Genomic DNA, 26,381 nt, shown 5'->3' on the forward strand with positions numbered 1-26,381 from the left:
GCAGAGCCGGAAACACGTCGGCCGGGTGCGAGCAGTGCTCGCACCCGGCCGACGACGTCGTGGGAGGCTAGGAGGCCCAGACCTTCAGTTCGCTGGCCTCGGTGGCCGGCTCGGCGAAGGCCCAGACGGGCTCCGCCTCCTCCGGTGACGGTGCGGTGTAGGCCTGGATGACGGCGACGGCCCCGCCCAGGTTGTGCTCGGCGGCGGCGTGGATCGCGTCAGACCCGTTCTCGAGCAGCGTCACGTCGGAGATCATCGCGACGGCACGGAAGTCGTCCTTCTGCTCGGAGAGCAGGCTGACCAGATCGTCCATCATGGCGTCGGCGTCGATGTCCGCCTCCGGGTCCTCGGCGTCCTCGGCCGGCTGGACGGCGAGCAGGCGCATCTCGCCCTCGTCGTCCTCCGCCGCGGTGAGACCGACGGCGAACGGCAGGAAGACGCCGTGCGCCTCGAGCTGCTCGCGCGCGATGCCCAGCGAGGTGCCGAGCAGGCGGTTCAGTTCGTCGTGGGCAGCGGCGCCGATCTCGGCGATGCGGTTTTCGCTCATGGTTGACTCCTGACGATGTCGAGCACGGTGTTTCTGATCGATTCCATGGTGTCATGTCCGGCGGCCTCGCCGTTATAGCGCAGGAACGGCTCGGTGTTCGACGGGCGCAGGTTGAACCACCACGAGCCGTCCTCGGCGGCGATCGTGGTCCCGTCCATCGTGTCGAGACTCACCTTGCCGAAACGGTCCCCGTTGCCCGTGAAGTGCTGGACGACGGCGGCCGTCGCGCCGGCCTTGTCCGCGACCTCGGAGTTGATCTCGCCCGAAGCGAAGTACGGGTTGAACTCCGCCGCGAGCTCGGAGAGCGGCTTCTGCTGTTCGCCGAGCGCGGCGAGCACGTGCATCGCCGCGAGCATCCCGGTGTCGGCGTTGAAGAAGTCGCGGAAGTAGTAGTGCGCGGAGTGCTCGCCGCCGAAGACCGCCTGTTCAGCTGCCATGACGGCCTTGATGAACGAGTGGCCCACGCGGGTCACGACGGCGCGGCCGCCCTCGGCCTCGACAAGCTCCGGGACGGCGCGCGAGGTGATGAGGTTGTGGATGACCACCGGAGTCGCTTCGCCGGTGGCCTGGGCGCGGGCGATCTCGCGGCGGGCGACCAGCGCGGTGATCGCCGACGGCGTCACCGGCGCCCCGCGCTCGTCGATGACGAAACAGCGGTCGGCGTCGCCGTCGAACGCGAGACCGAGGTCGGCTCCGTGCTCCAGCACGCCGGCCTGCAGGTCCCGCAGGTTCTCCGGCTCGAGCGGGTTCGCCGGATGATTCGGGAAGGTGCCGTCGAGTTCGAAGTACATCGGCACGATCTCGAGCGGCAGCCCGGGCAGCAGGGTGTCGCCCAGCACGGCCGGGGTCGTCAGCCCGCCCATGCCGTTGCCGGCGTCGACCACGACCTTCAGCGGGCGGATCCCCGAGAGATCCACGAGCGAGCGCAGGTACGCGGCGTAGTCCGCCAGGACGTCCACCTCGGAGACAGATCCCCGCTCCACCGCGTCGGGCAGGCCGGAAGCGAGGTACTGCATCGCGGTGTCGCGGATGTCGTAGAGCCCAGTATCGGCGGAGACCGGCACGGCCCCGGCCTTGGCCATCTTCATGCCGTTGTACTGCGCCGGATTGTGGCTCGCGGTGAACACGACGCCGGCCGCGTCCCGGACGCCGCATGCGAAGTAGAGCTCGTCGGTCGAGATGAGGCCGAGCAGCTCGACGCGGCCGCCGCGGGCCGCGGCGCCGCGGGCGAACGCGTCGGCGAACTCCGGCGACGACGGCCGCATGTCCCGACCGACCAGTACGGTCTGCCCGGACAGCCCGAGTACGTCCACGAACGCGGCTCCGACGGCCTCGGCCGACTCTGCGGTCAGCGATTCGCCGACCAGACCGCGAACGTCATACGCCTTGAAGGCGTCCATCAAATCTACGTTGGTTTTCACGTCTTAGAGCCTAGCGCCAGACCAGCGTCGCGTGGGGGACGGGTGGGGCGGAGACTCGATTGGCCGGGCCCAGTTTGGTTAATCCTTGTAAACTTGACTTAACGGGTCCGGTGACGCCTAGAAGAGACTCGATCGGGCGGGCTCGGACTCGCTCGTATCCCAGATGGAATCACCCGTTCGTTCCAGGTCCGGCGCACGTCGCGACCGCATCGCCGTGTAGTACAGAACTCCCGCCGCAACGGCGATCAGCAGCAGCATGATCGCCGAGATGGCCCAGTTTTCGATCCCCATCATCCCTCATTCTTCGGATGCTCGATATTTGTACTCGGTCGGCGCCGGAAATCCTCCCGAACGCTTAGTATGAATGATAGTGCACTGCGTGCCTTTCAGCAAGGCGCAAGTTGTCCACAATCGGTACGTGACGGCCGCAACGTGCGGTTGCCGCCTGACATACTGGCGGGCATGGTGGAGAACACGAAAGCAAGGCCCGAAATCGAACTGCGACGTGACGCGACGGACGTCCTCCGGCGCCTGGTGGGACGGCCCGACGTCGATTTCCACGACGGGCAGTTCGAGGCGATTGAGGCGCTCGTCGAGGGCGGCCGGCGGGCGCTCGTGGTACAGCGCACCGGTTGGGGTAAGTCGGCCGTCTATTTCGTCGCCAGCCTTCTGCTCCGTGCTCGCGGAGCCGGGCCGACGCTCATCGTCAGCCCCCTGCTGGCCCTCATGCGCGACCAGGTCTCGGCCGCCGAGCGGGCCGGCGTACGCGCCGCCGCAATCAACTCCGCGAACGCGGTGGAGTGGGGCGAGATCAGGGGGCGCCTCGAGGCCGACGACGTCGACGTCCTGCTCGTGTCCCCCGAAAGATTGAACAACCCGCGATTCCGGGCTGAGCAGCTGCCGGACCTCGTGCGGCGGATGGGTCTGCTCGTGATCGACGAGGCACACTGCATCTCCGACTGGGGGCACGATTTCCGGCCCGACTACCGGCGGATCAAGGACCTGATCCGCGAGCTGCCGACGTCCGTTCCCGTGCTCGCGACGACGGCTACGGCCAACGAGCGCGTGGTGCACGACGTCGAGGAGCAGTTGGCCGCCGGCAGCGGCGAAGTCTTCTCGTTGCGCGGGCCGCTCGCGCGCAAGTCGCTGCGTCTGGGTGTTCTGAGGCTTTCGGGTCCTCGGGCTCAGTTGGCCTGGTTGCTTTCCAACCTGGGAAAGCTGCCGGGCAGCGGAATCGTCTACACCCTGACCGTCTCCGCCGCCGAGGACATCGCCCGCGCCCTGCGCGAGGCTGGACACGACGTCCGCGCGTACACGGGTCGCACTGATGCGCAGGAGCGGGCCGAGGCCGAAGAGGCGCTCAAAGGCAACCGAGTCAAGGCCCTGATCGCGACCAGCGCGCTCGGCATGGGCTTCGACAAACCGGACCTGGGATTCGTCGTCCACGTGGGCGCCCCGAGCTCCCCGGTGGCCTACTACCAGCAGGTCGGCCGCGCCGGCCGCGGCACCGACAACGCGGACGTCCTGCTGCTGCCCGGACCCGAGGACCGGGCGATCTGGCAGTATTTTGCGACGTCGTCGATGCCGGATCAGGAGCGCGCTGAGGCCGTGCTGGCGGCCCTCGGGCAGAACGGCACGATGTCCGCCCCGCAGCTGGAAGCGAGCGTCAACCTCCGCCGGAGCCCCCTCGAGCTGCTGCTCAAGGTACTCGCGGTCGACGGAGCGGTCGAGCGGGTCCAGGGCGGATGGTCGTCGACCGGCGTGCCCTGGGCCTACGACGCGGAGCGCTACACGAGGGTCGCCGCGGCGCGTGTCGCCGAACAGAACGCAATGCTCGACTACGAGCACACCGACGGCTGCCGCATGGAGTTCCTCTCCCGCTCCCTGGACGACCCGGCCGCGGCGGCGTGCGGCCGCTGCGACAACTGCGCGGGCGTCTGGTATCCGACGGGCATCGAGGAAACCGCCCAGCAGGGGGCGCAGACCGCGTTGGGTCGAGTCGGCGTGGAACTCGAGCCGCGCGCCATGTGGCCCTCCGGCATGGACCGGTTGGGTGTTCCCGTCAAAGGAAAGATCAAACCCGAGGAGCAGATGAGCTCCGGCCGCGCACTGGCCCGCCTGACCGACCTCGGCTGGGGGTCGCGATTGCGCGAGATCTTCGAGGGCCAGGGAGCAGACGCGCCCATCGCCGAGGACATGCTCGGCGCGTGCGTGCAGGTGCTGTCCCAGTGGGGCTGGGAGTCCCGACCCGTCGCCGTGGTCAATCTGCCCTCTCGCCGTCGGCCCGAGCTCGTGCGCTCGCTCGCCCAAGGCCTCGCGCGCGTCGGCAGGCTGCCCTACGGGGGTGAGCTCGTCTACGCGCAGGAAGGCCCGAGGAACGGCCCGGGCGGCAGCAGCGCCTTCCGCCTTGCCGACGTGTGGGAACAGTTCGCCGTCCCCGCCGACATGGCCTCCAACATCGTGGCGGCACCCGGCCCGTTGCTCGTCGTGGACGACCTCGCGGACAGCCGTTGGACGATGACCGAGGCGGCACGCACCCTCCGCCGCGCTGGGGCCGACGGCGTGCTGCCGTTCGCGCTTGCGCTGAACGCGTAGCGGGGGACCTGGCTCTCAGTGTCGAGGACTAGACTTGCCCCATGCTCGAAACGCTGCTCTGGGTCCTTCTGCCGATCCTGGTCCTGACGCTCGGCTACTGGTGGATCACCAACCTCCGGAGGCGCAACGCACACCAGGTGGCCGCCGCCGTGACGCCCGAGTCGGCCCGAGCCGCCGCCGGGCGACTGACTGAAGAGCAGCACCGTGCGGTGTACCGGAACCTGGCCGCCGGAAACTTCCTCGCCGCCGTGCAGGAGTACCGCAACGCTACCGGGACGCGCAGCTTCAAGGAGTGCATCGTCGCGGTCCGCAGCCTCGAGACACACCCCCAGGTCGCAGGCAACGGTCTCCAGCGCAAGGCCGAGCCGGAGGCCGCCCGCGAGACCGAGGGGCCGACGCCGGATGCGGCGGACGCGGGGGACGAACAGTCGCTCGAGGGGACCGGCTCACTGCCCGACGGTTTCGTGGTCCCCGACGACTGGACCCAGGAATTCGGCCGTGGATCCGGACGCAGGATCGCGACCTACAAGATCACCGAGCAAGTCGACGGCCAGACGCGCGAATTCAGCACCGCAGACCTCCCCCCGGCGGAAGCCGACCAGTTCCAGTCACTCATGCGTGACGGCAACTACGCTGGTGCGGCCGACCTGCTGGCCAACTTCTCCGGGCTCACCCGCGAGAAGATCGAGCCCCTGCTCGAGTCCGCCCCCGACGCGGTCCGCGGTATCCCGGAGGGAGGGGCTTCGGACTTCGGGTTCGAGGGAGAGGGGCCCGACGGGCGCATCTCGTTCAACTCGGCGAACCTGCCCGAGGAGCAGCGGGCTGCGCTCCTCAAACACCTCGCCGAAGGGCGCCTCGAGGAAGCCGGCCGGATCGTCTCCGATTCCACTGGACTCTCGGAGGCCGCCGTCCGCCAGGTGCTCTCCTCCTTCAAGGACGGGCGCTGAGCCCCGGAACGGGGCGAAAACTCCCGCCACGCTGGGCATGACTTTCTGAAACCGGCACGTAGCGGCAAGTGCCGTGCGCCGCGTGCCAATCTATGGACGTGGCGCAGATCATAGTGTGACTCCCAGCCGTGAAAAACGGTGTCCGCAGACCGGGGAGGACCACGCATGAACGGCCCAGCTGAAGTGCTCATCACCAACGCCCGCATCGATCCAGACGGATCCGGCGGAGCGACCAGTGCCCAGATGGCGATCAGCGGCTCCCGCATCGCGGCGCTCGGCGACGATCTGGGCGCGCAGCTAGGACCCGACACGCGGATCGTCGATCTGGACGGCCGCTACGTGATGCCCGGATTCGCCGACGTTCACACCCACCACCTGCTGGCCGGTCAGGCCGACCTCTTCGAGCTCCAGATCAGCCCGGCGGCAGCCCTGGACGAGTTCCTCGACCGGCTTGCCGCCCACGCGGCGCAGCTGGGCCCGGACGAATGGGTCGTCGGCGGGAACTGGGGCAGCGGGCTGCTCGATGCGATCAATACCACTGAAGCGCGCGCACGACTGGACGAAGCCACGGGCGGCCGACCCACGATGCTGCGCGACGACAGCAAACACAACCGCTGGGTCAACAGCGCCGCGCTCGCTGCTGCCGGCATCACCGACGCAACGCCCGACCCGGACGGCGGACAGATCCTCCGAGACCAATGGGGGCGCGCCACCGGCGTCCTCATCGAAGCCGGTGGACTCGCGGTCGAGACGGCCCGGTCGGCGGCTGGGCAGGCCTCGGTCGAGCGGACGGCCCGCGCCTCGGAGCGCGGCATCGAGATTCTGCACTCCCACGGCATCACCGCCTTCCAGGACGCTGGCGCCTCGCTGCAACTCCTCGAGGGCCTCAAGCACCTTGACGACGACGGTCGGCTGAAGGCCTGGGTCGTGACGTCGATGCTAGCGAACGACTTCATCTTTGGCGTCGAGCCGCTCGGCGAGGGCATCATCGAGCGGCGCGAGGCCTACCGCTCTCAGCACCACCGGCCCGACTTCATCAAGATCTTCCTCGACGGCGTCCCGCCGACGCGCAGTGGCGCCTTCCTCGAGCCCTACCTGCCCGACGACCTGCACGGGTGCGACCACCGCGGGCACACCACGATGAACCCGGCCGAACTCGAAAAGTGGTTGCTCTCCACGGCCGAGCGCGGCATCTCGGCCAAGGTCCACTGCACGGGCGACGCCTCCGTCCGGCTCGTGCTCGACGCCGTCGAGAAGGTGCGTGAGCGTGGTTTCGACCGGCCTCGGTACCATGTGGCCCACGGCCAGTTCGTGCACCCGGACGACATCGGCCGCTTCGCGCAGCTCGGGGTCGAGGCGGACCTCTCGCCCGCACTCTGGTTCCCGGGGGTGATCGCCGAGGCCATCGCGACGGTGCTGCCGGCCGATCGGGCGACCCGCATGCAGCCCAACCGCGACCTGCTCGATGCCGGCGCGCTCCTGGCCGGCGGATCGGACTGGCCCGTCGCCGAGAGCCCCAACCCCTGGGAGGCGATCTACGGGCTCGTCACCCGGCAGGACCCGACCGGACGTTTCCCCGGGACGCTGTGGCCCGAGCAGGGCATCGGCTTCTCACAGGCGATCGCCGCCTACACCACGTCGTGCGTGCGGGCCATGGGCCTCGACGATGTGACCGGAAGGCTCACCCCCGGGCTCTCCGCCGACTTCGTCGTCCTCGACGAGAGCCCCTACGACGTCCACATTGATCAGCTGCCGCGCTTCGGCGCGTCCCAGACGTGGTTCGCCGGCGAAACCGTCTACGCCAAGTGAACTCACCCAGCGCAAGGAAGACCATGACCGTCTCATCGCTCCGCACCAGCGGCGACCTGCGTCCGCTCGTGTTCGTCGGCGCCTACTCCGCCGTCCTCTATTCCGTCCTGCTCATCGCGCCCGTCATCGCCGGTAAGCTCATCGCCGAATTCGACCTCACGCCGACGCAGGTCGGGCTGGTTTTCTCACTCGAACTCGGCGCGTTCAGTCTCGCGACCGTGCCCGCCTATCTCTGGCTGCGCCGGGCCAACCTCAAACACGTGACGATCGGATGCACGCTCGCGGTCGCCGTCGGCAACGCGGTCTCCGGAATGGTCGACGCCTATCCGGCCCTGCTGGCGGCCCGCTTCTTCACGGCGCTCGCGGCCGGCTCCATCACGGTGATCCTGCTGAGCCGATGCTCGCGGGTCGGCAATCCGAGCCGGGCGTTCGGGGTGTTCGTCGTCGCCCAGCTGGCCATGGGCGCGCTGATCCTCGCCGTGTTCCCCGTGCTGTTCGCGGGAGTCGGCGTCGCCGCCGTGTACTGGACGCTGGCCGTCCTCGTGTTGTGCTGCCTGCCGGCGGCCCGGCTGCTCGACGGGGACTTCCTCCGCCGCGCCGCCTCGGCACCAACGGTCGTCGCCGCCAAGGGGCGTCACGCGTCACGCGTCGGGTTCGTGCTGGCGCTCGCCGCGCTCTTCGCGTTCTACGTGGCGCTCTCCGGCACCTGGACGTTCATGGCCCAGGTCGCCACTGCGGCCGGGGTCGGGGAGGATCCGACCAGCCTGGTGCTCGCCCTCGCCACAGTGGCGGGCATCGCCTCCGCCCTGTTCGCCTCGATCCGCGGCGATACTCCACATCGGTGGGCCTACCTCGCGGGCGGATACGCGGCGATGGGGATCTCCGTCGCCTTGCTGGCCGGCGGCCCCGGGCTGTTGCGCTTCGCCCTCGCGGCCGTGGTCTTCAAGTTCGCGTGGACCTTCATCCTGCCGTACCTGCTCTCGACGCTCGCCGATGTCGGCGGTGGCGGCGGCCACGTCATGAACACGAGCAACCTCATGATCGGTTCCGGCTTCGCGCTCGGTCCCCTGCTGGGCGGCGCGCTCATCGAGGGCACCGGCGGTTTCGGGGCGATGATCGCGGTCTCGGTCCTCGGCGTCGTCCTCTCGGGCGCGCTCGTGCTGTGGGCCCACCCTCGACGCGGTCGCGGCGGGGACGACGACGCACCGGAGGCTGCCGACGCCACGTCCGCGGGCGGCCACCGGGCGCCGTGACCCGACCTCGAAGGCCGTGCCGTCAGCGCGCGGCGCGGAACAGCACGAGCTGCGAGAGCGGATCGTCCGCGGGCACCCCGTGAAAGGACGGCCGGCGGGCGATTTCGGCGAAGCCGAGCCGCGAGTGCATGCGCAGGGATGCGGTGTTCCGCTCGTTCGTGAAGTAGTACGCGGACTCGGCGCGCTCCCAGATCCAGTCCAGGCGGGCCAGCGTCAGTCCGGCCCCCACGCCCTGCCGCCGGAAGCGCGGGTGCACGACGACGCCGCCCAGGTAGTGCCCCGCAGGCGCCGGGCCGTCGGGCTCGCGGTGCAGGTGCGTCTTGCCCGCGCCCACGAGGGCCCCGCCGAGGAGGGCGACCTGGACGACGCGATGACCACTCGATTGCAGGGCATCGCCGCCCCAGCGCGGGTGACCCGCGGCGTCCTGCATCGCGTGCAGCGCATCGAGGTCCTCGGCGCGCGCACGGCGGATCACGAATTTCCCGAGCCGATTCGCCATGGGGAGAGTCTTCCACGATCCCGTGGCCCAGCGCTGCGATCCAACGCCGGGTGGCAACAAAAAACCCCCTCTGACGAGGGGGTTTTTGGCGGACACGGGGGGATTTGAACCCCCGGTCGAGTTTAACCCCGACCCTTCATTAGCAGTGAAGTCCGTTCGGCCGCTCCGGCACGTGTCCAGACCGCTGGCAAGCCAGCTAGACAAGACTAGCGAATCCGCCCGGTCCGATCAAAACGGGGCTCTCCCGGAGCCGTGCCGACGTCGCCGAGCTGGTCAGCCGGCGACGTGACGCCACAGGAATTCGTAGCTGGTGGCCTGTTTGCGGGCGGTCTGCCGGTTGTCGGTGGCGCCGGCGTGGCCACCCTCGAGGTCCTCGTGGTACCAGACGTTCGCCGCCCCGCGGTCGGACATCTTCGCGTACATCTTCCGGGCCTGGACCGGCCCGACCCGGTCGTCGCTCGTCGCCGTCCAGATCAGCGATGCCGGGAACACGGCCTCCGCATCCATCTCGTCGAGCCGGTGCAGGGGCGAGAACGTCCGCACGAAATCCCACTCCTCGGGCACATCCGGGTCGCCGTATTCCGCGATCCACGAGTGCCCCGCGGAGAGCTGCGTGTAGCGGCGCATGTCTAGCAGCGGCACGCCGCACGAGATCGCCCCGAACAGCTCCGGATAGCCGGTCATCATGTTGCCCATGAGCAGCCCGCCGTTGCTGCCGCCCGAGGCCGCCAGGTGTTCCGGGCTCGTGACGCCGCGGCTCACGAGGTCCCGCGCTATCGCCGCGAAGTCCTCGTAGGCGCGGTGCCGGTTCGCCTTCAGCGCGGCCTGGTGCCAGCGCGGACCGTACTCGCCGCCGCCGCGGATGTTGGCGACCACGTACACACCCGTGCGACCGTCGTCGTTCCGGCGGGTCAACCAGGCGCGGCCCACGGCCGCGGAGTACGACGGCGTCAGGCTGATCTGGAAGCCCCCGTAGCCGTTCATGAGGGTCGGGTTGGCGCCGTCAAGCGCAAGGTCCGCCGGGCCGACTTGGAAGTACGGGACGGCGGTGCCGTCGTCGCTCGTGGCGAAGTGCTGCTCGACGCTCAGCCCGTCCGCCTCGAACCGCTCGACCGCCCGCTTCACCGCGGTGAGGCCGGACAGGGCGGGGGCGCCGCCGCCGACGCCCAGCGTGCCGCGCATCAGGGTCGACGGGGTGGTGAACCCGGTGCGCGTGAACCAGAGGTCGTTGCCGGCATGCTCGTCCTCGTCGTCGACCACTCCGACTGCCACCGTCTCGAGCGAGCCGCCCGCGTCGAGCTCGGTGAGCTCCCAGTCGCCGGCGGGGGAGGCGACGAGGACGGCGGAGACGACGTCGCGCAGCACCATCAGCACGAGGTAGTCGCGGGTGAACGCGTACGACTGCAGCGACGTGCGCTCGTCGGGAGTGAAGACCACCCGTACCGCGTGCTCCCCGGCGAGGTAGGCGTCGAGCTCGGCGACGGCCAGGGAGCCGGCGGGGACCAGGGTGCCGGCCGCGTCCCAGTCCGTGCGCGGGCTGAAGAGGACCCACTGGCGGTGCACGTCGACGTCGACGTCGGTCGGGACGTCGATGAGCCGCCACTCGCCGTCCACCTCGACGTGGGCGCGGGAGTGATGGAAGTCGATCATGTCGAACGCGAAGGAGCGCTCGAAGCCCGGCGTGGAGTCCCGGCTGACGACGGCCATCACGTGGTCGGCGGATACCGAGAAGACCTCCGGCGCGTCCGCGGGGTCCACACCCCGTTCGAGGCGGCGGACGGTGCGCGCATACGAGGACTTCGTAACGGTCGGCTGCCCGTCGGCGTCCGGCCCGAAGTCGGTGGCGAGGTAGATGGCGTCCGGCCCCGCCCACGACAGGCTGCTCTTCGCCACCGGGACGTCGAACCCTCCGACGGCCGGGGCCACGAAGGCGCGGTCGACGACGTCGTACTCGCGGATCCGCACGGCGTCGCCGCCGTCGGGGGAGAGCTTGACCAGCGCCCGCCGGTACTCCTGCCCGGGCGCGGGTCGCAGCATCGTCACGCCCGCGTACATCCAGTCGGTTCCCTCCGCGGCGGCGAGGGCGTCGACGTCGAGCAGGATCTCCCAGTCGGGGTCGTCGCGCAGGTACGAGTCCCAGCTCGTGCGCCGCCAGAGGCCCTTGGGGTTCTCAGCGTCACGCCAGAAGTTGTAGTAGAACTCCCCGCGCTTGACGACGCCCGGGATCCGGTCCTCTGCGTCGAGCGCCTCGAGCAGGGAAGCCTCCAGAGCCTCGAAGGCGGGGGTGTGGAGCCAGGCCTCGGTGGCGCTGTTGCGCTCGCGCACCCAGTCCAGCGCCTCGGGTGAATGGATGTCCTCGAGCCACGTGTACGGGTCCGTCTGGTGCGTCGTCTCGGTCATCCGCTCAGTCTAGGGTTCGGCTGGCGCGCTAGGCTGAAGGGGTTGCCGCCGTGTCCATCCGGGACGGCGGCTGAAGTAATTCGACGCGTCAGCATGCCCGGGCCCGGGCAGGGAGGAGCCCCATTGTCCCGCGAGAGGTACGTCGTCACGGTCATCGGGGCGGGCCCGCGCGGCACGTCCGTACTCGAACGCCTGCTGGCGCGCCTCGAGGCCGATCGGCGGGACCGCGAGCTGTCGCCGCACGACGGCGAACCGCGCGCCGAAGGGTCAGCTGCGAGCACGCCCGCCCGCCTCGCGATCCAGATCGTCGAGCCCTACCGGCCGGGCTCCGGTCACGTGTGGTCGAGCGCCCAGTCGCGTCTTTTCCTCATGAACACCCCCGCGATGTATCCGACGGTCGCCCCGCCGCGGGAGGGCGACGGGCCCGGGCTCACGTTCGAGCAGTGGCGCGGGCTCGGCGGCGACGGCGCGGTCCTCGCCCCCGTCGAGCAGCGGGAGCTCGCCGACCTCGGCCCCGGCGACTACCCCTCCCGCGCCCTCTACGGGCGCTACCTCGAGCACGTGCACGACGCCGTCGTCGCCCGCCTGAGCGCCCACCCGGACGTCGAGTCCGTCGAGCACCTCCGCGCGAGCGCCGTCGGCATCGAGCGCCGCAGCGCGGACTACCGGATCGAACTGACCGCACACGACGACGCCGTGCGCACCTCCCGCGGCCGCATCGCCCCCACGGCCGGGCTGAGCGACCGGCGCCCGGGCGCGGCCGGCGTCGACTCCCACGTACCCGAGGCCGTCGCGAGCGACGCCGTCGTGCTGGCCGTGGGGCACGTGCCCGCGGAGCTGAACCCGCGGCAGGCCGCCGCCGGGCGCCGCGCAGAGGAGCTCGGGCTGACCTACCAGGGTCCGAACGTGCCCTCCGACGTCGACTGGGCGGCGTTCCCGGGCGGCGAACCGCTGCTCGTGCGCGGGCTCGGGCTGAACTTCTTCGACGCGCTGGCGCAACTGACCACCGCCCGTGGCGGCGACTTCGTGCCCACCGGCGCCGGGCCGGGCCGCGCGCTCGACTACCGGCGCAGCGGGCGAGAGCCGAAGATCTTCGCCGCGTCGCGGCGCGGGGCGCCGTACCGGGCGAAGGTCGAGGTGCCGGCGTTCGTGCCGCCGAGCGTCGAGCTCGTCTACCTGACCTTCGAACGCGTGCACGCGCTCGCCGCCGCCGGCGCGCCGGGCGAGCCCCGCGGCAAGGTGGGGTTCGACGCGCACATCTGGCCGCTGCTGCACCGCGACGTGCTGCGCACGTACTACCGGGTCGCCGCGCGCGTGGCCCCGGAACGTTTCCGCGACGTCGACGAGTTCCTGGCCCGCCTCGACGTGCTGCTGGACGCGCAGATCCACCCCGAACAGAACGTGCAGGGCACCCCTGTGCACGGCCAGGAGGTCTGGCGCTCGCAGGTCGCCGACCTCGTCGACGACATGGCGCCCGAGGTCGGCTGGCTGGACGTGCCCGCGCTCGGGGCGCCTTTCGCCAAGCGCGGTTTCACGAGCGCGGACGCCTACCAGCAGGCGGTGCTCGAGTATCTGGAGGCCGACGCGGCCGGTTCGGCCGCGGGGGAGGACGACCCGCTGAAGATGGCGATCGGGGCGCTGCACGCCGGCCGCCTGCTGACCAAGCGGCTCGTCGCCGAGTCGCTCATCGACGAGGTCTCGCGCACCGACGAGGTGCAGAAGTGGTTCGAACCGCTCGTCGAGGGCGCGGCCAGCGGCCCGCCCCTGCGGCGCATCGAGGAGCTCGCCGCCCTCGCACGCGCCGGCGTCGTCACCTTCCTGGGGCCGGACCCCGTGTTCACGCTCGATGACGAGGGTGAGTACTCCGGCGTCTTCACCGCCTCCTCACGCTGGGTCGACGCCCCGCCCGTGACCGCCCACCACATGCTCGAGGCGATGATGCCGGCCAACCGCGTCGCGCAGACGGCCTCGCCGCTGCTCAAGCGCCTGCAGTCCGACGGCCTCGCGCGTCCCATCCCGATCCCCACCGAGGACGGCGAGACGGTCCCGGGGCCGGGCTTTGACGTCGTCGGCACCCCGTACCGCCTCGTCGATGCGAGCGGGATCGCCCACCGGTCGATCTTCGTTCTCGGCCTGCAGCTCTCAGGCGTGCAGTGGGGCACCGCGATCGCGGCCGAGGCCGGGGGCTCGTACGACGACGGCGCCCGCACCCTCGCGGATGCGGACGCCGTCGCCGTGGAACTGTTGCGCCTGGCGCGCTAGCAGTCGCCCGCCGGCGCCCACGGTCCCCAGGCGCCACCTGGCGCCTGGTTGCGGCTGTACCACTTCGCCTCGAACGCCCGGCCCTCGAAGACGACGGTCTCGCCGCCGTGGTAGACCGCCGTCGAGGTCCACGCGCTGGCGTCGCCGACGGCGGCGCAAGCGAGGCTCTCGCCCCGTTCGGCCCAGGCTCCGTACGCCCGGCTGCCCGGCTCTTCGCCGCGGGTCCACCAGAGGGCGTCGAACTCGGCGCCCGCGTGCGAGACGGTGTCGCCGGCACGGTACGTCGCGGACTTCTCCCAGGCGGCGGAGGAATTGCCACCGCCGGCTGCGGGAGCCTCGATCCCGACGATCGCCGGGTCGTGGTCGGACGCGCGGTAGGGGTCCGCGGCGTAGAAGTCCGTCACGTTGTTGTTGTAGCGGCTGTACTCGAGCGCGATCGGCTCGTCCGCGTTGATGTCCCACACCGCAGAACCGGTCACGGTCGCGGTTGCCGCTTCGGAACCGAGGATGTGGTCGAGTGAGCCGACCAGCCCGGCGAAGAGGTACGTGTGCTCCGTTTTGGCGCCGAGGTTGGCGTAGCCGGCCTCGTAGAACACCTGCATCGGGTCCTCCTGCGTGTAGGAGTTGAAGTCGCCGGTGAGGAACACCTTCTCGGTGTTCCGCTCCCGCTTCAGCCCGTCCGCGAAGGCCACGAGGGCCTCGGCCTGCCCGACGCGCGCAGCGTTCCAGGCGCCCTGCCCGTCACCCGAGTCGGCGTTGCCGGAGCCGTCTTTCGGGTCCGAGCCCTTCGACTTGAAGTGGTTGACGATGGCCAAGAACCGTGTGTCGGCGTTGCCGTGCTTGGCCTGGAACGCCTGGGCGAGCGGCTCGCGGGCGTTCGAGAAGGCGTCGGAGTCCGTGAGGATCACGGACTCGTCGATCGGCTTGACGGCGGCCTTCTTGAAGATGAACGCCGTGCGGATCACGTCCTCGTCGGCGGGCAGCTCGGCGGGGCTGGGCACGAACGCCCACGCATCCGAGCCGAGGTCCTCGTTGAGCGCGGCAGTCAGGGTCGCGAGCGCGAAGTCGCGGTCCTTGCCGAACGCGGCCGAGTTCTCGATCTCCTCGAGGGAGACGACGTCGGCGCCGAGTGCGTTGATCGCCGCGACGATCTTGGCTTCCTGCCGCGCGAAGTTCTCAGTGTCCGCCGCTCCGCGCGGCCCGTTCGGGTTGCAGCGGTTGGTGGTCACCGGGGCGCCGTCGCGGTCCGTGTACCACGAGCAGTTTCCGCCGAGCTCGTCGACGAATTCGCGACCCGTGGTGGGGAAGTAGTTCAGCACGTTGAAGGAGGCGAGCTTCACGTCGCCGCCGACCTCGGCCGGTGCCTTCGTCCGGGTATCGGAGAACGACGCCGGCACGGCCGGGTGGTCGGCGCCCGTGACCTGCTCCTGCGGCTGGAAGCGCCATTCGCCGAACCCGTAGTGCAGCACGACCGGCGCCGTGAACGTGGCCTCGGCTCCCACTCGGATGGGGGTGTCGGCGTCCAGATACGGAAGGGGGCTGCCCTTCGCGGCGTTGTTGCGCACGTAGTCGGTGGTCGAGCCGTCGTCGAGGGTGATCGAACGCTGGGCGTTCTCGACCGCCACCGCCGTGGCCAGCTCGGACCCGGCGGGCGCGACGTCGGTCGGCTGCGGCAGCAGGCGCTCACCCGCGACGAGGTCGCTCTCGCCGAAGACCAGCCCGACTTCGCCGTACTGGTTCAGGGAGTAGTTGTCGCCGACGTACCAGTCGCCCTCGGGCTGCCAGAGCATCGATTCGAACTTCTCGCGTTCGGTGTCCGCGGCGGGCCACGGCCCGGTCAGGGGTTTGACGGCCTCGGCCGGCTCGTCGAGCACGGAGACGGCCCCGGAGGTGGCGTCGACCTGCGTCAGGTCGTAGTACTCGGTCGCGGTGCCGGTGACCTCGACGTAGTCGTCCACGGCGACCTCGGAGACCAGGGTCGGCGCGTAGACGAACACGCCGTGGCTCGCGCTCGATTCCATGTCGCCGCCGGTGCCGGGGGTCTGGATGAAGAAGCCGTCGAGTCCTCCGGACGGGAACGCCGCCGTGACGACGCCGCGGGTTTTCACGCGCTCGCCGGCAAGGGGAGTGCGCGCGCCCTCGCCCTGGATCTCGGCGATTTCGACCTCGACGGCCGGACCTGAAGGCTCCTCGCCGTCTCCGGGCTCTCCGCCGTCGCCGGGTTCCTCGCCGGCGCCCGTGGAGGACGTCGGCGTGACGGAGCCGCTGAGCTTGAAGTCAGCGGAGTTGTCGTCCGTGTCGACGCCCTCGGCGCGGTTGAGCGACTTCGGGTCCGAGTTGCCGCTCGGGGCGGTCGCGGGCGCGGTCTCGTAGGTGTTCGTCGCACCGTAGCCGAGCACGTCGGCGACGTTCTCGACGCCGATGATCGACCCGGTCGGCAGGGAGAGCCGCGTGTCGGTCTCGGCCAGCACGATCGTGCCCCGGCTGCCCGAGGGGTTGAAACCACCGCCGGCCACCACATCGGCGGTGGGCAGGTCGGCGCCGTTGTCGCCGTTCGAGCCGCCGGAGATCAGGAAGTGGCCGCCCGGGGCGACGGTGCCGGTGAGCTCCGTGAGGCCGTGCGGGGTGGATTCGCCGGTGGCCGAGCGGTACTGCAGGCTCCAGCCGTCGAGGCTGACGGCCTCGTCGGTCGGATTGAAGAGCTCGACGAACTTGTGGGTGTAGGCGGCATTGGCGCTGCCGCCGGAGAGGTAGGCCTCGTTGATGACGACGCCGGCCCCGTCGTCGGCGGTGCCGACCGGGGCAGCCGCTGCGGCCGGGGCGACGAGGGCCGTCGCCAGGAGGGCCGCCGCGAGAGCTGTCGGGCGGGCGAGATGATGTGTGCGCACTGGTTGTTCCTCTGGTGGGGAAGTGTTTAGCAAACGTTTTATACTTCACCAGAATCTCATGAACTGTGCATTGCGTCACGGTTGCCGGCAGATGCACAAGCTCCGCCGGCGCGGCAGAAACGGAGCGCGGCCGGAAACGACGAAGGGAAGCGGCGCCGCTGTGGCGCTGCTTCCCTTCGTTCACGCGGATGGTAAGGGATTTGAACCCTTGGTACGGGGTCGCCGCACACCGGTTTTCAAGACCGGCTCCTTAGGCCGCTCGGACAACCATCCAGAGTCTTAACCTTAGGCGCTGACCGCGATTCTCGCCAAAGCGGTGGACTACCGTGGCAAGGGAAGCACCCCCGCGATCCGAGGAGCACCCGTGAAGAAAACGATGAGGGCCATCGAGTACACCGAGGCCGGAGGGCCGGATGTCATCAACGTGGCCACCCGCCCCGTCCCGCAGCCGGGGCCCGGCGAGGTCCTCATCAAGGTCGCGGCCGCCGGCCTGAACCGGGCCGACGTCGCCCAGCGCCGCGGCGTCTACCCGCCGCCCGCCGGCGAGAGCGACATCCCGGGCCTCGAGGTCTCCGGAACCGTCGTCGAGCGCGGCCCGGGCGTCCAGATCGGGCAGGGGTACGACGACGGCGCCCACGTGTGCGCGCTGCTCGCCGCCGGCGGGTACGCCGAGTACGTCGTGGCGCCCGTCGCGCAGACCGTGCCGGTCCCCGCAGGCGTCTCGCTCGTCGACGCCGCTGGCCTGCCCGAGGCCGCGGCGACCGTCTGGTCCAATCTCGTGATGGAAGCCGGCATCGAGCCGGGGGAACGGCTGCTCGTGCACGGTGCTTCCGGTGGCATCGGCTCGGCGGCGATCCAGATCATGACCGCCTACGGGGTCGACGTGGCCGTCACCGGCAGTACGGCCGGGAAGCTCGAGTACGCGCGCGAGCTCGGCGCCGACGTCGTCATCGACTACGGCGCGGAGGACTTCGTCGAGCGCATCCGCGAGGCGACCAATGACAGGGACGAGCCCGGGGCGGACGTCATCCTCGACGTCGTCGGGGCCAAGTATCTCGAACGCAACGTCGAGGCGCTCGGCACAGGCGGGCGGCTCGTGGTCATCGGGATGACCGGTGGCGCCCGGGCCGAGCTGGACCTCTCCAAACTCATGGCCCGCCGCGGCCGGATCATCGCCACGACCCTGCGCGCCCGCCCTGCCGAGGAGAAAGCGCGGATCATGCAGGAGGTGCGCGAGCACGTCTGGCCGATGATCACGCACAAGCACCTCACCGTGACGACGGACCGGGTGTTCGGCCTGAGTCAGGCACGCGAGTCGCACGAGTACTTCGACTCCGGAGAGCACCGGGGCAAGGTCCTGCTCGTCGTCGACTGAGGCCGGAGGTCGGAGTCGTACCGTGGCAAGATGTACGAATGGGATTCTTCGCTGGTCTGCGCGAGGCCCGCCGCGACGACAAGGAGCTCGGGCAGGGCGTGTGGCGGCGCGCCCACGACCGTTTCGAGCGCGGCCTCGACCGCTTCCATCAGGTCCTCGAGGGGATTGAGGGCGACGAGCTGTACAACGGGCTCGTGACGATCGCCAATGGGCTGGCAGAATTGCAGGGTCCCGTTCGAGACGTGTGCCGACGGGCCCAGGCCGTGAAGCCGAGCGCCGGCAACAACATTCCGGCCGGGGCCGACGTCGTGCACCGCGCGCTGTCCAAGGCGGCGAACGACCTGGCGATGGCCGCCCAGGCGGCCGCCATGGCGCGCCTCGAGGTCGAACCGATCGGCGCCGGCACAACCGGCAACGACCTGCACGCGCTCGAGAACGTGGCCCGCAGAGCCCAGACCGTGGCGGCGGGCGTGCAGGCGGCGCAAGACGCCGTCACGACCCTTAGTTAAGAAACGGTCCAAACCTCGGCGCGTTTCGTTTTATTCCCGCGCGGCCGTCGTGTCCGCGGTGGGCGATCATGCCTGTTGCCCCAGCGAACCGGGTGGCAGGATGAGTGAATGACTACTTATGAGTCCCCACTTCAGAAGTTCACTGACGGAAACGCGATCCCGCAGCTCGGCTACGGCGTCTGGCAGGTCGAGGACGACGTCGCGGAGAAGGTCGTGGCCGCGGCTTTCAAGGCCGGCTACCGCCACATCGATACCGCGATGATCTACGGCAACGAGGCGGGCGTCGGCCGCGCGATCGCCGCCTCGGGGCTGCCGCGCGAGGAGCTGTTCATCACCACCAAGCTGTGGAACGGCGACCAGGGTTACGAGGAGACGCTCGCAGCGTTCGACGCGTCGCTCGAGCGCCTGGGTCTGGACTACGTGGACCTCTACCTGATCCACTGGCTGACTCCCAAGGCCGGCAAGTACGTGGAGACCTGGAAAGCGCTCGTCGAGCTGCAGAAGTCCGGCCGCGTGAAGTCGATCGGCGTCTCCAACTTCACGGTCGAGACGCTGCGGGAGATCGAGGAGGCCACCGGTGTGGTCCCCGCGATCCACCAGGTCGAGACCCACCCGTACTTCCCGCAGGCCGAATTGCGCGAGTACGAGGCCGCCAAGGGCATCGTGCACGAGTCGTGGTCTCCACTGGGCAACAACTCGGACCTGCTCGGCGAGTCGGCGCTCGCCGCCGTCGCCGAGAAGCACGGCGCAACGCCCGCCCAGGCCGTCATTGCCTGGCACCTGGCGAAGGGGAACGTCGTCATCCCGAAGTCGGTGACCCCGGAGCGCATCGTGCAGAACTGGGAGTCCCTCGGGGTCACCCTGGACGCTGACGACATCGCCGCGATCGACGCGCTGGACAAGGGCGCCGAGGGGCGCATCGGCGGGGACCCGGCCGAGGCCGACTACCGCTAGCAGCAGCTCTTCGCCCCCGGCCGACCGGCCGGGGGCGGGAAACAGAAAACGGCCGATCCGCGATGCGGATCGGCCGTTGCTCTGAGCCTCGTATCAGAATCGAACTGATGACCTTTTCATTACGAGTGAAACGCTCTACCGACTGAGCTAACGAGGCCTGTGGGCTTTGCTTCCCACGAGCGTCTACTTTATAGGAGATTTCGAGCCGAGGTCAAAACGAGCGCCTCCCGGCCCGTGGTCAGCAGACCTTGGCCGGTTCGGGCGCTTCGCCGTCGAGGAGGAACCCGTCGACGACGCGGGTGACGCAGTCGTTGCTGCGGCCGTAGGCCGTGTGCCCGGCCCCGTCGTACGTCAGCAGGTGCACGTTGGAACGGTCCTCGCCGGCGAGCTGGTCCGCGAGGGCCTGAGACCACTCGTAAGGCGTCGCGGGGTCGCCCGTTGTCCCGACCACCAGCGCCTCGGAGTTCTCGTTCAACGGCTCAGCCGGGCCCAGCTTGCCCACGGGGTCGGCGGGCCAGTCCGCGCAGGAGAGGCTCCCGCCCAGGTACCAGCCGATGGTCGGCGAGATGTCGTCCAGCGTCCGATCCAGCTCCGCACCGGAGAGCGCCGGCTCCGGGTAATCGAGGCAGTTGATCGCCGTGAACGCGTCCCAGGAGTTGTCCGCGTACGTGCCATCGTCGAGGCGGCCCGACCGGGCGTCAGCCATGGACATGAGCGCCTCCGGGTCGCCTTCCTCCAGGTCCATGAGCCCGGCGACCATCGAATCCCACCAGCCGTCGTCGTACATGGGCAGCAGGAGCGCGTTGGCCAGTTCGTGGTCGTCGAACCGGCGGCCGTCAGCGGTCGTCATCGGGTCCTGCCCCAACCGGTCCATGATCTTCTCGAGTTCGGCCAGACCCGCCTCGCCGCCGCCGTCGACCGGGCAGTCCCGGATGTCATCGCACCAATCGACCCATTCGCGCACCGCCTGCTCGAAGCGCTGGGCCTGCCCCGTGGTGACCTGATCGATGCCGAGCATCGGGTTCATGGCCCCGTCGAGGACCATACGCCCGACGTTTTCGCCGAACCGGTCCGAATAGGCCGCGCCGAGCTTGGTGCCGTAGGAGAAACCGAGGTAGTTCAGGCGCTTGTCGCCGACGGCGGCGCGCAGGATGTCCAGGTCGCGGGCGGCGCTGCCGGTGTCCAGATGGGGGAGCACCCGTGCGTTGGCCTCGGCGCACAGCGCGCCGAGCTGCCCGATGCTCAGGGAATCCCCCGCGCGGGAGGCGTCGAGCTGAGCGTCGGAGCGGCATTCGACGGGGGCGGAGCGGCCCACGCCGCGCGGATCGAACCCGACGAGGTGGAATTTCTCGCGCAGCGACGACGAGAACGTGGTGGATCCGGAGTTCTTCACGAGGTCGACCCCGGACGCGCCGGGCCCGCCGGGGTTCACGAACAGCGAGCCGCGGGGCATGAGCGCCTTCTGCCGGATGACGGCGATCGAGATGCGTTCCTCGTCGGGGGCGTCGTAGTCGAGCGGCACCTCGATCTCGGCGCACTCGAGTCCGCTTTCGCCTTCGCACGGTTCCCACTGCGTGGACTGCTCGTAGTAGTCCTCGAGGGCGTCGGGGACGGGGGCGGCGTACGTCTCGTCGGCGCCCGGCGCGGGCGGTGTACACGAGGTCGTCAGCGCCAGGGCCGCGATCGCCGCCACCGCCCGGATGAACGCGCCGCGCGGGCGGAGAACGGTGCGACGGGGAGGGGTACTGCCAGTGCTCATGCGGCGTGTGCGCTCCTGACGGGAGTTGACGTTCCGGTCTGATCCGCGGCGTGCCGGGCCGCGGCCCGCGCCGGTCAGGACCGGCGTGGGATCAGGCCCGCCATGAGCGCTTCCATCGCGATGAGCGGCGTGACGTTGGCTGCGATCCGCTGCCTCGCCCGCGAGATCAGGTCGATCCTGCCCAGCGTATCCGTTGGCGTCCCACGTGCCGCGTACGCGCGCAGCGGTTCGCCGAGATAGTCGTTGACCAGTTCGGTTTCCGCACCGAGCTGGATCACCAGCACGTCCCGGTAGACGGTCGTCAGATCGATGAGCGAGCGGTCCAGGGAATCGCTGATTCCGCGCCGGGCGCGCCGCTTGGCGCTCTCCTCGACCTGCTTGAACTGGCTCCGCAGCTGCGGGGGCACGACGGCGTCCGGCTCGAGGCCCAGCGTCTCGCGCAGCGCGGCCGTCTCGGCATCGGCGCGTTCCTGCGCTGACGAGGAGGCCTCCGTCGTCGAGATCTCCACGATCTCGCCGGCCGCGCGGACAGCGTCCGAGACGGAGCGCAGCCGCAGCGGCAGCTTGACGGTCGTGTCGCGGCGCAGGCGCGCCTCCTCGCTGCGGGCCAGGCGCCGCGCGACGCCGATGTGGGACTGGCTGATGCGCGCAGCGAATTCGGCCTGCTCGGCGGTGAGGTGGTCGCGGCGGACCAGGAGGTCGGCCACGGCCTCGCGGCTGGGCACACGCAGGCTGACCGGCCGGCAGCGGGAGCGGATGGTCACGAGCACGTCGGCCGGGCTCGGGGCGCACAGGATCCAGATGGTGTGCGGGGGCGGCTCCTCGATCGCCTTGAGCAGCACGTTGGTTGTGCGCTCGGCCATGCGGTCGGCGTCTTCCATGATGATGATCCGCCACCGTCCGCCCGAGGGCCTGGCCTGAGCCTTGGCGATCAGCTCGCGCACGTCCGCAATCGCGTAGGTGACGTTCTCAGTGGTCACCATGGCCACGTCCGGGTGGCTGGAGGCGGCGACCAGCCGGCAGTTCTTGCACGTGCCGCAGCCGGTCCCGGCGTCGCACTGGAGCGCTGCGGCGAAGGCCCGCGCCGCGTTCGAGCGCCCTGAGCCCGGCGGGCCGGTGAACAGCCACGCGTGGGTCGGGTTTCCGCCCTCGACCGCGCGCGAGAGCTGCGCGACCGCGTGCTCCTGCCCCGGTAGCTCGTCCCAGACGCTCATGCTCGCGCCTTCCCGCCCAGGAGGGCGTCGACGCGGTCCGCGATGCGCGCCGCGAGCTCGTCGATGCCGGCCGCGGCGTCGAGCACGAGGTAGCGACCGGGCTCGGCGGCGGCGAGGTCCAGGAAGGCCCGGCGGTTGCTCGCGTGAAAATCGTCCGGCTCGGACTCCAGCCGGTCCTCGGCGCCGGAGGCTGCGGTGCGACGGCGCCGCCCGGACGCCGCGTCCACGTCCAGGAGCACCGTCAGATCCGGCAGCAGCGAACCCGTGGCCCAGCGGTTGATCATCAGCACGTCGTCGACGCCGAGGCCGCGGCCGACACCCTGGTAGGCGACTGAGGAATCGACGTAACGGTCGCAGACGACGACGGCGCCTGACGCCAACGCGGGCCGGATGACCTGATCGACGTGGGCCGCGCGGGAGGCGGCGAACATGAGCGCTTCGCACCTGGCGTCCACGGTGCCGTGCCCGTGGTCGAGGATGAGGCCGCGCAGCTTCTCGCCGATCTCGGTGCCGCCGGGCTCGCGGGTGCGCAGGACGGAGCGGCCTGTCCGGCCGAGGTGTTCGGCGAGCCGGGCGGCCTGCGTCGACTTGCCCGCGCCGTCCCCGCCCTCGAACACGATGAAGGCGCCGAGGCCGTCGGGTCCCGGGGCCGCCGGGGCGGGGGTGTTCGGAGGAATCTGGTGCTGCTGGCTCACCCGTCCAGCCTATCCGCAAAAATTCTGCCGAGGCGGTCTTCTCATTGCGTTGTGGAGAACCCGCGCCGCTAGTCTTCTGTACATGATTGAGCCAGCTTCCCCCGCCCCGCATGAGCCCGCTCGCGGCCTGGCGGCCGACAGCCTCGTGGTCTCCCTCGGCCGGCCACCCCATGAGACCGACGCGCCCGTGAACCCACCGATCGTGCTCTCCTCGACGTTCCACGGCCTGGGCGGCGCGGGCTCGGGGGAGAAGGGGTACGCCCGCTTCACCAACCCCACGTGGGACCCGCTCGAGGAGGCCCTCGGGACGCTGGAGGCGTGCACTCTGCCCGGGCTCGTCTTCGCCTCGGGTATGGGTGCGATCGCCGCCGCCATGTCGCTCATGCCGCAGAACGGGACGCTCGTCATGCCCCGGCACAGCTACAGCGGCTCGCTCTCGATCGTCCAGGACCTGGAAACCCGTGCCGGGCTCACGATCCGGCACGCGGACGTCGCCGACACCGAAGCGACGATCGCGCTGCTCGACGGCGCCGATATGCTCTGGATCGAGAGTCCGACCAATCCGATGCTCGAGGTCGCGGACCTGCCCGCCCTCGTCGCCGCCGCCAAGGAGCGCGGCGTGCTCACCGTCGTCGACAACACCTTCTGCACCCCGCTGCTGCAGCAGCCCCTGGAGGTTGGGGCCGACGTCGTCGTGCATTCGGCGACCAAGTACCTGGGCGGCCATTCCGACGTCGTCATGGGCGCCGTGGTGACCGGAAGCACGGAACTGCGCGAGCGGCTGCACACCTACCGGACCCTGCACGGGGCGATCCCGGGCCCCTTCGAAACCTGGCTGACCCTGCGCGGGCTGCGCACGCTCGCCGTGCGCACGGAGCGCTCGCAGGCCAGCGCCCACGTGCTGGCCGCCCGGCTCGCCCGGCACGAGGGCATCGCCCGCGTCCGCTACCCGGGGCTGGCGTCCGACCCGGGGCACGCCCGGGCCCGCACGCAGATGCGCGGCTTCGGCTCGATCGTCTCGTTCGAGGTCGACCCGGCCTTCGCCGGGCTCAGGCACGACGACGGCGCCGCCGCCGACGCGGTCATGGCCGGTCTGCGCCTGTGGACTCCGGCCACGAGTCTCGGCGGGGTGGAATCGCTCGCCGAGCGCCGTCGTCGCCACGCGGCGGAGCCGGGCAGCGTCCCGCCGGGCCTCATCCGACTGAGCGTCGGGATCGAAAACGTCGAGGACCTGTGGGCCGACCTCGCCCAGGCGCTCGAGGCCGCGCGCGCCGAGAGCGGCGCGGCGGCGCCGGCGTCCTAGACTGGACGATATGGAACTGGCTTACATGATCGAACAGTCCCTCTACCGGGGTCTGGCCGTCGCCGGCCTCGCGCTGGCGCTGTGGGCGCTCGTCGACGCGCTTCGTCACCCGGGTGAGGCCTACCTCCGCACGGGCAAGCGGTCCAAGGGCTTCTGGGGCGGGCTCAACGCCGGCGCCGCCCTCTTCTGCTTTTTCGGCGTCATGGGCGGCGGCGCGGGGCTCTTCCAGCTCGTCGCGGCGTGCGTCGCCGCCGTGTACCTGGCCGACGTGCGCCCGGCGCTCTCCGGCAAGGGCGGCGGCTCCTTCAACTTCTGACGGGCGCCCCGCCGTTCCGCGCGTCACAACTCGGCGCGCGGCGGTGCGGGATCGGTAGGATGAGAGCATGACTTACACCCTGATCCTGCTGCGTCACGGCCACAGTGAGTGGAATGCCAAGAACTTGTTCACCGGTTGGGTGGACGTCGATCTCAACGACCAGGGGCGCGCTGAGGCCGCCCGCGGCGGCGAGCTCCTCACTGCGAACAACGTCCTGCCGGACGTCCTCTACACGTCGCTGCTCAAGCGCGCTATCAACACCGCGAACATCGCCCTCGACAAGGCGAACCGCGGCTGGATTCCGGTCCAGCGCGACTGGCGCCTCAACGAGCGCCACTACGGCGCGCTGCAGGGCAAGGACAAGGCCCAGACCCTCGAGGAATTCGGCGAGGAGCAGTTCATGGAGTGGCGCCGCTCGTACGACACCCCGCCGCCCGCCATCTCAGACGACTCCGAGTTCTCCCAGTTCGGCGACCCGCGCTACGCCGACCTCGGCGACGACGCCCCGCGCACGGAGTGCCTCAAGGACGTGCTCGAGCGCATGCTCCCGTACTGGGAGTCGGACATCAAAGCCGACCTCACCGCTGGCAAGACCGTTCTGGTCACCGCCCACGGCAACTCGCTGCGGGCGCTCGTCAAGCACCTCGACGGCATCTCCGACGAGGACATCGCCTCCCTGAACATCCCGACCGGCATCCCGCTGGTCTACGAACTCGACGAGGACTTCAAGCCGCTGAACCCGGGCGGCACTTACCTCGACCCCGACGCCGCGGCCGACGCCATCAAGGCCGTCGCCAACCAGGGCCGCAAGTAGGCCCGGCCGCGCCAGCGGCCGACAAAAAGGGCTCCGCCCCCGCGAACCGCGGGGGCGGAGCCCTTTTTCGTCTGACGCCCGTGGACGACGCCGGTGCCGCTACTCGAGCTGCGGCTCCCACTCACCGGTGACCAGGTAGTTCACCTTGCGGGCGACGGAGACGCCGTGGTCGCCGTAGCGCTCCATGTAGCGGCTGGCCAGCGTGACATCCGTCGTCGTCGGGGCGTCCTGGTTCCAGTCGTCAGCGGCGATCGCCCGGAAGACGCCGGCGTGCAGCTCGTCGATCTGCTTGTTCAGGTCGATGATCTCCGCGGCCAGGTTCAAATCGCGCGTCGCGAGCAGCTCGCCGACCTTGTTGGCGATCCGGATGTTCAGGTCGGCCATCTGATCGAAGGTCCCCGTCATCGATTCCGGCAGGACCTTGTCCGGGAAGCGCAGCCGGGTGAGCTGGGCGATGTGCCGGGCGAGGTCGCCCATGCGCTCGAGCGAGGCGCTCATGCGCAGCGAGCCGACGATCATCCGGAGGTCGGATGCGACCGGGCCCTGCAGGGCCAGGATGTCGATCGCGTGCTCGTCGAGCTTGTTCTGCAGGAAGTCGACGCGGGCATCAGCGGCGATGACCTCCTGGGCCTGCTCCGTGTCGGCGTTGGAGAAGGACTCGTACGCGCGCTCCATCGCCTCCGCGACGAGCTTCGACAGGTTGATCAGTTCTTCGCCAATGGTCTGGAGCTCAGCCTGGAATACCTTGCGCATGCTGTCGTCCTTTCATGTCTGCCATCCGGCCCGACAGAGGTGGGAAGGCGGTCTCGTTCAGTTGTTCA

General features: G+C 70.2%; 21 protein-coding genes and 3 tRNA genes. 11 read left to right on the top strand and 13 right to left on the bottom strand.

Annotation, left to right across the window (positions count from 1 at the left end):
- Nucleotides 1-67 precede the first annotated feature (67 nt).
- The 3 genes from EV380_RS00345 to EV380_RS16510 all read right to left on the bottom strand — a co-directional run bounded on the left by EV380_RS00345 (nucleotide 68) and on the right by EV380_RS16510 (nucleotide 2,262).
- Nucleotides 68-547, bottom strand: a complete 480-nt coding sequence (locus EV380_RS00345) for a hypothetical protein (RefSeq protein WP_102160426.1) — start codon at nucleotides 545-547, stop codon at nucleotides 68-70.
- Nucleotides 544-1,947 carry a phosphomannomutase/phosphoglucomutase gene (locus EV380_RS00350; RefSeq protein ID WP_130452033.1) on the bottom strand — a complete coding sequence of 468 codons (1,404 nt, stop codon included), beginning with the start codon at nucleotides 1,945-1,947 and terminating at the stop codon, nucleotides 544-546. The genes EV380_RS00345 and EV380_RS00350 overlap by 4 nt, the downstream gene beginning before the upstream one ends.
- 138 nt (nucleotides 1,948-2,085) lie before the next feature.
- A complete protein-coding gene (locus EV380_RS16510) occupies nucleotides 2,086-2,262 on the bottom strand; it encodes a hypothetical protein (protein ID WP_165391857.1) in 177 nt (58 codons plus the stop codon).
- Between the two features lie 168 nt (nucleotides 2,263-2,430).
- Here EV380_RS16510 and EV380_RS00355 point away from each other — a divergent pair, with 168 nt between their 5' ends.
- The 4 genes from EV380_RS00355 to EV380_RS00370 all read left to right on the top strand — a co-directional run bounded on the left by EV380_RS00355 (nucleotide 2,431) and on the right by EV380_RS00370 (nucleotide 8,572).
- Nucleotides 2,431-4,563 carry a RecQ family ATP-dependent DNA helicase gene (locus EV380_RS00355; protein ID WP_130448559.1) on the top strand — a complete coding sequence of 711 codons (2,133 nt, stop codon included), beginning with the start codon at nucleotides 2,431-2,433 and terminating at the stop codon, nucleotides 4,561-4,563.
- Between the two features lie 41 nt (nucleotides 4,564-4,604).
- Entirely contained in the window at nucleotides 4,605-5,510 is a 906-nt protein-coding gene (locus tag EV380_RS00360) for a hypothetical protein (RefSeq protein ID WP_130448561.1), read from the top strand.
- Nucleotides 5,511-5,675: 165 nt separating this feature from the next.
- Nucleotides 5,676-7,319, top strand: a complete 1,644-nt coding sequence (locus EV380_RS00365; RefSeq protein WP_130448563.1) for an amidohydrolase — start codon at nucleotides 5,676-5,678, stop codon at nucleotides 7,317-7,319.
- A 23-nt stretch (nucleotides 7,320-7,342) separates the two neighbouring features.
- On the top strand, nucleotides 7,343-8,572 hold the full coding sequence (locus tag EV380_RS00370) for an MFS transporter (RefSeq protein ID WP_207219262.1): 1,230 nt from the start codon (nucleotides 7,343-7,345) through the stop codon (nucleotides 8,570-8,572).
- Nucleotides 8,573-8,594: 22 nt separating this feature from the next.
- Here EV380_RS00370 and EV380_RS00375 read toward each other — a convergent pair whose 3' ends face one another.
- From EV380_RS00375 to EV380_RS00385, 3 genes are all read right to left on the bottom strand, one after another.
- Complete coding sequence (locus EV380_RS00375) at nucleotides 8,595-9,071, bottom strand: GNAT family N-acetyltransferase (RefSeq protein WP_242607448.1); 477 nt, start codon at nucleotides 9,069-9,071, stop codon at nucleotides 8,595-8,597.
- An 86-nt stretch (nucleotides 9,072-9,157) separates the two neighbouring features.
- Nucleotides 9,158-9,249: transfer RNA gene (locus EV380_RS00380), tRNA-Ser, on the bottom strand.
- 95 nt (nucleotides 9,250-9,344) lie between these two features.
- Nucleotides 9,345-11,471, bottom strand: coding sequence for a prolyl oligopeptidase family serine peptidase (locus tag EV380_RS00385; RefSeq protein ID WP_130448565.1), 2,127 nt, complete (start codon nucleotides 11,469-11,471; stop codon nucleotides 9,345-9,347).
- A 123-nt stretch (nucleotides 11,472-11,594) separates the two neighbouring features.
- On the opposite strand from EV380_RS00385, the gene EV380_RS00390 reads away from it, so the two are divergent.
- Nucleotides 11,595-13,733: an FAD/NAD(P)-binding protein gene (locus EV380_RS00390; protein ID WP_242607449.1), complete on the top strand. Its 2,139-nt coding sequence runs from the start codon at nucleotides 11,595-11,597 to the stop codon at nucleotides 13,731-13,733.
- Here EV380_RS00390 and EV380_RS00395 read toward each other — a convergent pair.
- On the bottom strand, nucleotides 13,730-16,621 hold the full coding sequence (locus tag EV380_RS00395) for an ExeM/NucH family extracellular endonuclease (protein ID WP_130448569.1): 2,892 nt from the start codon (nucleotides 16,619-16,621) through the stop codon (nucleotides 13,730-13,732). The two genes, EV380_RS00390 and EV380_RS00395, sit on opposite strands and share 4 nt — an antisense overlap.
- Before the next feature lie 185 nt (nucleotides 16,622-16,806).
- A tRNA-Ser gene (locus EV380_RS00400) sits at nucleotides 16,807-16,894 on the bottom strand.
- Nucleotides 16,895-16,997: 103 nt separating this feature from the next.
- Between EV380_RS00400 and EV380_RS00405 the strand changes: the two genes are divergently transcribed.
- The 3 genes from EV380_RS00405 to EV380_RS00415 all read left to right on the top strand — a co-directional run bounded on the left by EV380_RS00405 (nucleotide 16,998) and on the right by EV380_RS00415 (nucleotide 19,459).
- Nucleotides 16,998-17,996: an NAD(P)H-quinone oxidoreductase gene (locus EV380_RS00405; RefSeq protein WP_130452035.1), complete on the top strand. Its 999-nt coding sequence runs from the start codon at nucleotides 16,998-17,000 to the stop codon at nucleotides 17,994-17,996.
- 38 nt (nucleotides 17,997-18,034) lie between these two features.
- A complete protein-coding gene (locus EV380_RS00410) occupies nucleotides 18,035-18,505 on the top strand; it encodes a hypothetical protein (protein ID WP_130448571.1) in 471 nt (156 codons plus the stop codon).
- Between the two features lie 108 nt (nucleotides 18,506-18,613).
- Nucleotides 18,614-19,459 (top strand): aldo/keto reductase, encoded by an 846-nt coding sequence (locus EV380_RS00415; protein WP_130448573.1) that lies wholly within the window; start codon nucleotides 18,614-18,616, stop codon nucleotides 19,457-19,459.
- A gap of 84 nt (nucleotides 19,460-19,543) precedes the next feature.
- Here the strand turns inward: EV380_RS00415 and EV380_RS00420 are convergent.
- The 4 genes from EV380_RS00420 to tmk all read right to left on the bottom strand — a co-directional run bounded on the left by EV380_RS00420 (nucleotide 19,544) and on the right by tmk (nucleotide 23,109).
- Nucleotides 19,544-19,616 (bottom strand) — tRNA-Thr (locus EV380_RS00420).
- Nucleotides 19,617-19,697: 81 nt separating this feature from the next.
- Nucleotides 19,698-21,218, bottom strand: coding sequence for an alpha/beta hydrolase (locus tag EV380_RS00425; protein WP_130448575.1), 1,521 nt, complete (start codon nucleotides 21,216-21,218; stop codon nucleotides 19,698-19,700).
- A 74-nt stretch (nucleotides 21,219-21,292) separates the two neighbouring features.
- Entirely contained in the window at nucleotides 21,293-22,432 is a 1,140-nt protein-coding gene (locus tag EV380_RS00430) for a DNA polymerase III subunit delta' (RefSeq protein ID WP_130448577.1), read from the bottom strand.
- Nucleotides 22,429-23,109, bottom strand: a complete 681-nt coding sequence (tmk, locus tag EV380_RS00435; RefSeq protein ID WP_130452036.1) for a dTMP kinase — start codon at nucleotides 23,107-23,109, stop codon at nucleotides 22,429-22,431. Before tmk ends, EV380_RS00430 begins: the two co-directional genes overlap by 4 nt.
- A 100-nt stretch (nucleotides 23,110-23,209) precedes the next feature.
- On the opposite strand from tmk, the gene EV380_RS00440 reads away from it, so the two are divergent.
- The 3 genes from EV380_RS00440 (at nucleotide 23,210) to EV380_RS00450 (ending at nucleotide 25,560) form a co-directional block, all read left to right on the top strand.
- Nucleotides 23,210-24,430, top strand: a complete 1,221-nt coding sequence (locus tag EV380_RS00440) for a trans-sulfuration enzyme family protein (RefSeq protein WP_130448579.1) — start codon at nucleotides 23,210-23,212, stop codon at nucleotides 24,428-24,430.
- A 10-nt stretch (nucleotides 24,431-24,440) separates the two neighbouring features.
- Nucleotides 24,441-24,746, top strand: a complete 306-nt coding sequence (locus EV380_RS00445; RefSeq protein ID WP_102160456.1) for a DUF2516 family protein — start codon at nucleotides 24,441-24,443, stop codon at nucleotides 24,744-24,746.
- A gap of 67 nt (nucleotides 24,747-24,813) precedes the next feature.
- Nucleotides 24,814-25,560: a phosphoglyceromutase gene (locus tag EV380_RS00450; protein WP_102160457.1), complete on the top strand. Its 747-nt coding sequence runs from the start codon at nucleotides 24,814-24,816 to the stop codon at nucleotides 25,558-25,560.
- 99 nt (nucleotides 25,561-25,659) lie between these two features.
- On the opposite strand, the gene phoU is transcribed toward EV380_RS00450, so the two are convergent.
- On the bottom strand, nucleotides 25,660-26,313 hold the full coding sequence (gene phoU, locus EV380_RS00455; protein ID WP_102160459.1) for a phosphate signaling complex protein PhoU: 654 nt from the start codon (nucleotides 26,311-26,313) through the stop codon (nucleotides 25,660-25,662).
- Nucleotides 26,314-26,381 lie beyond the last annotated feature (68 nt).

It is taken from the genome of Zhihengliuella halotolerans, assembly GCF_004217565.1.
GTDB classification, from domain to species: Bacteria; Actinomycetota; Actinomycetes; order Actinomycetales; family Micrococcaceae; genus Zhihengliuella; species Zhihengliuella halotolerans.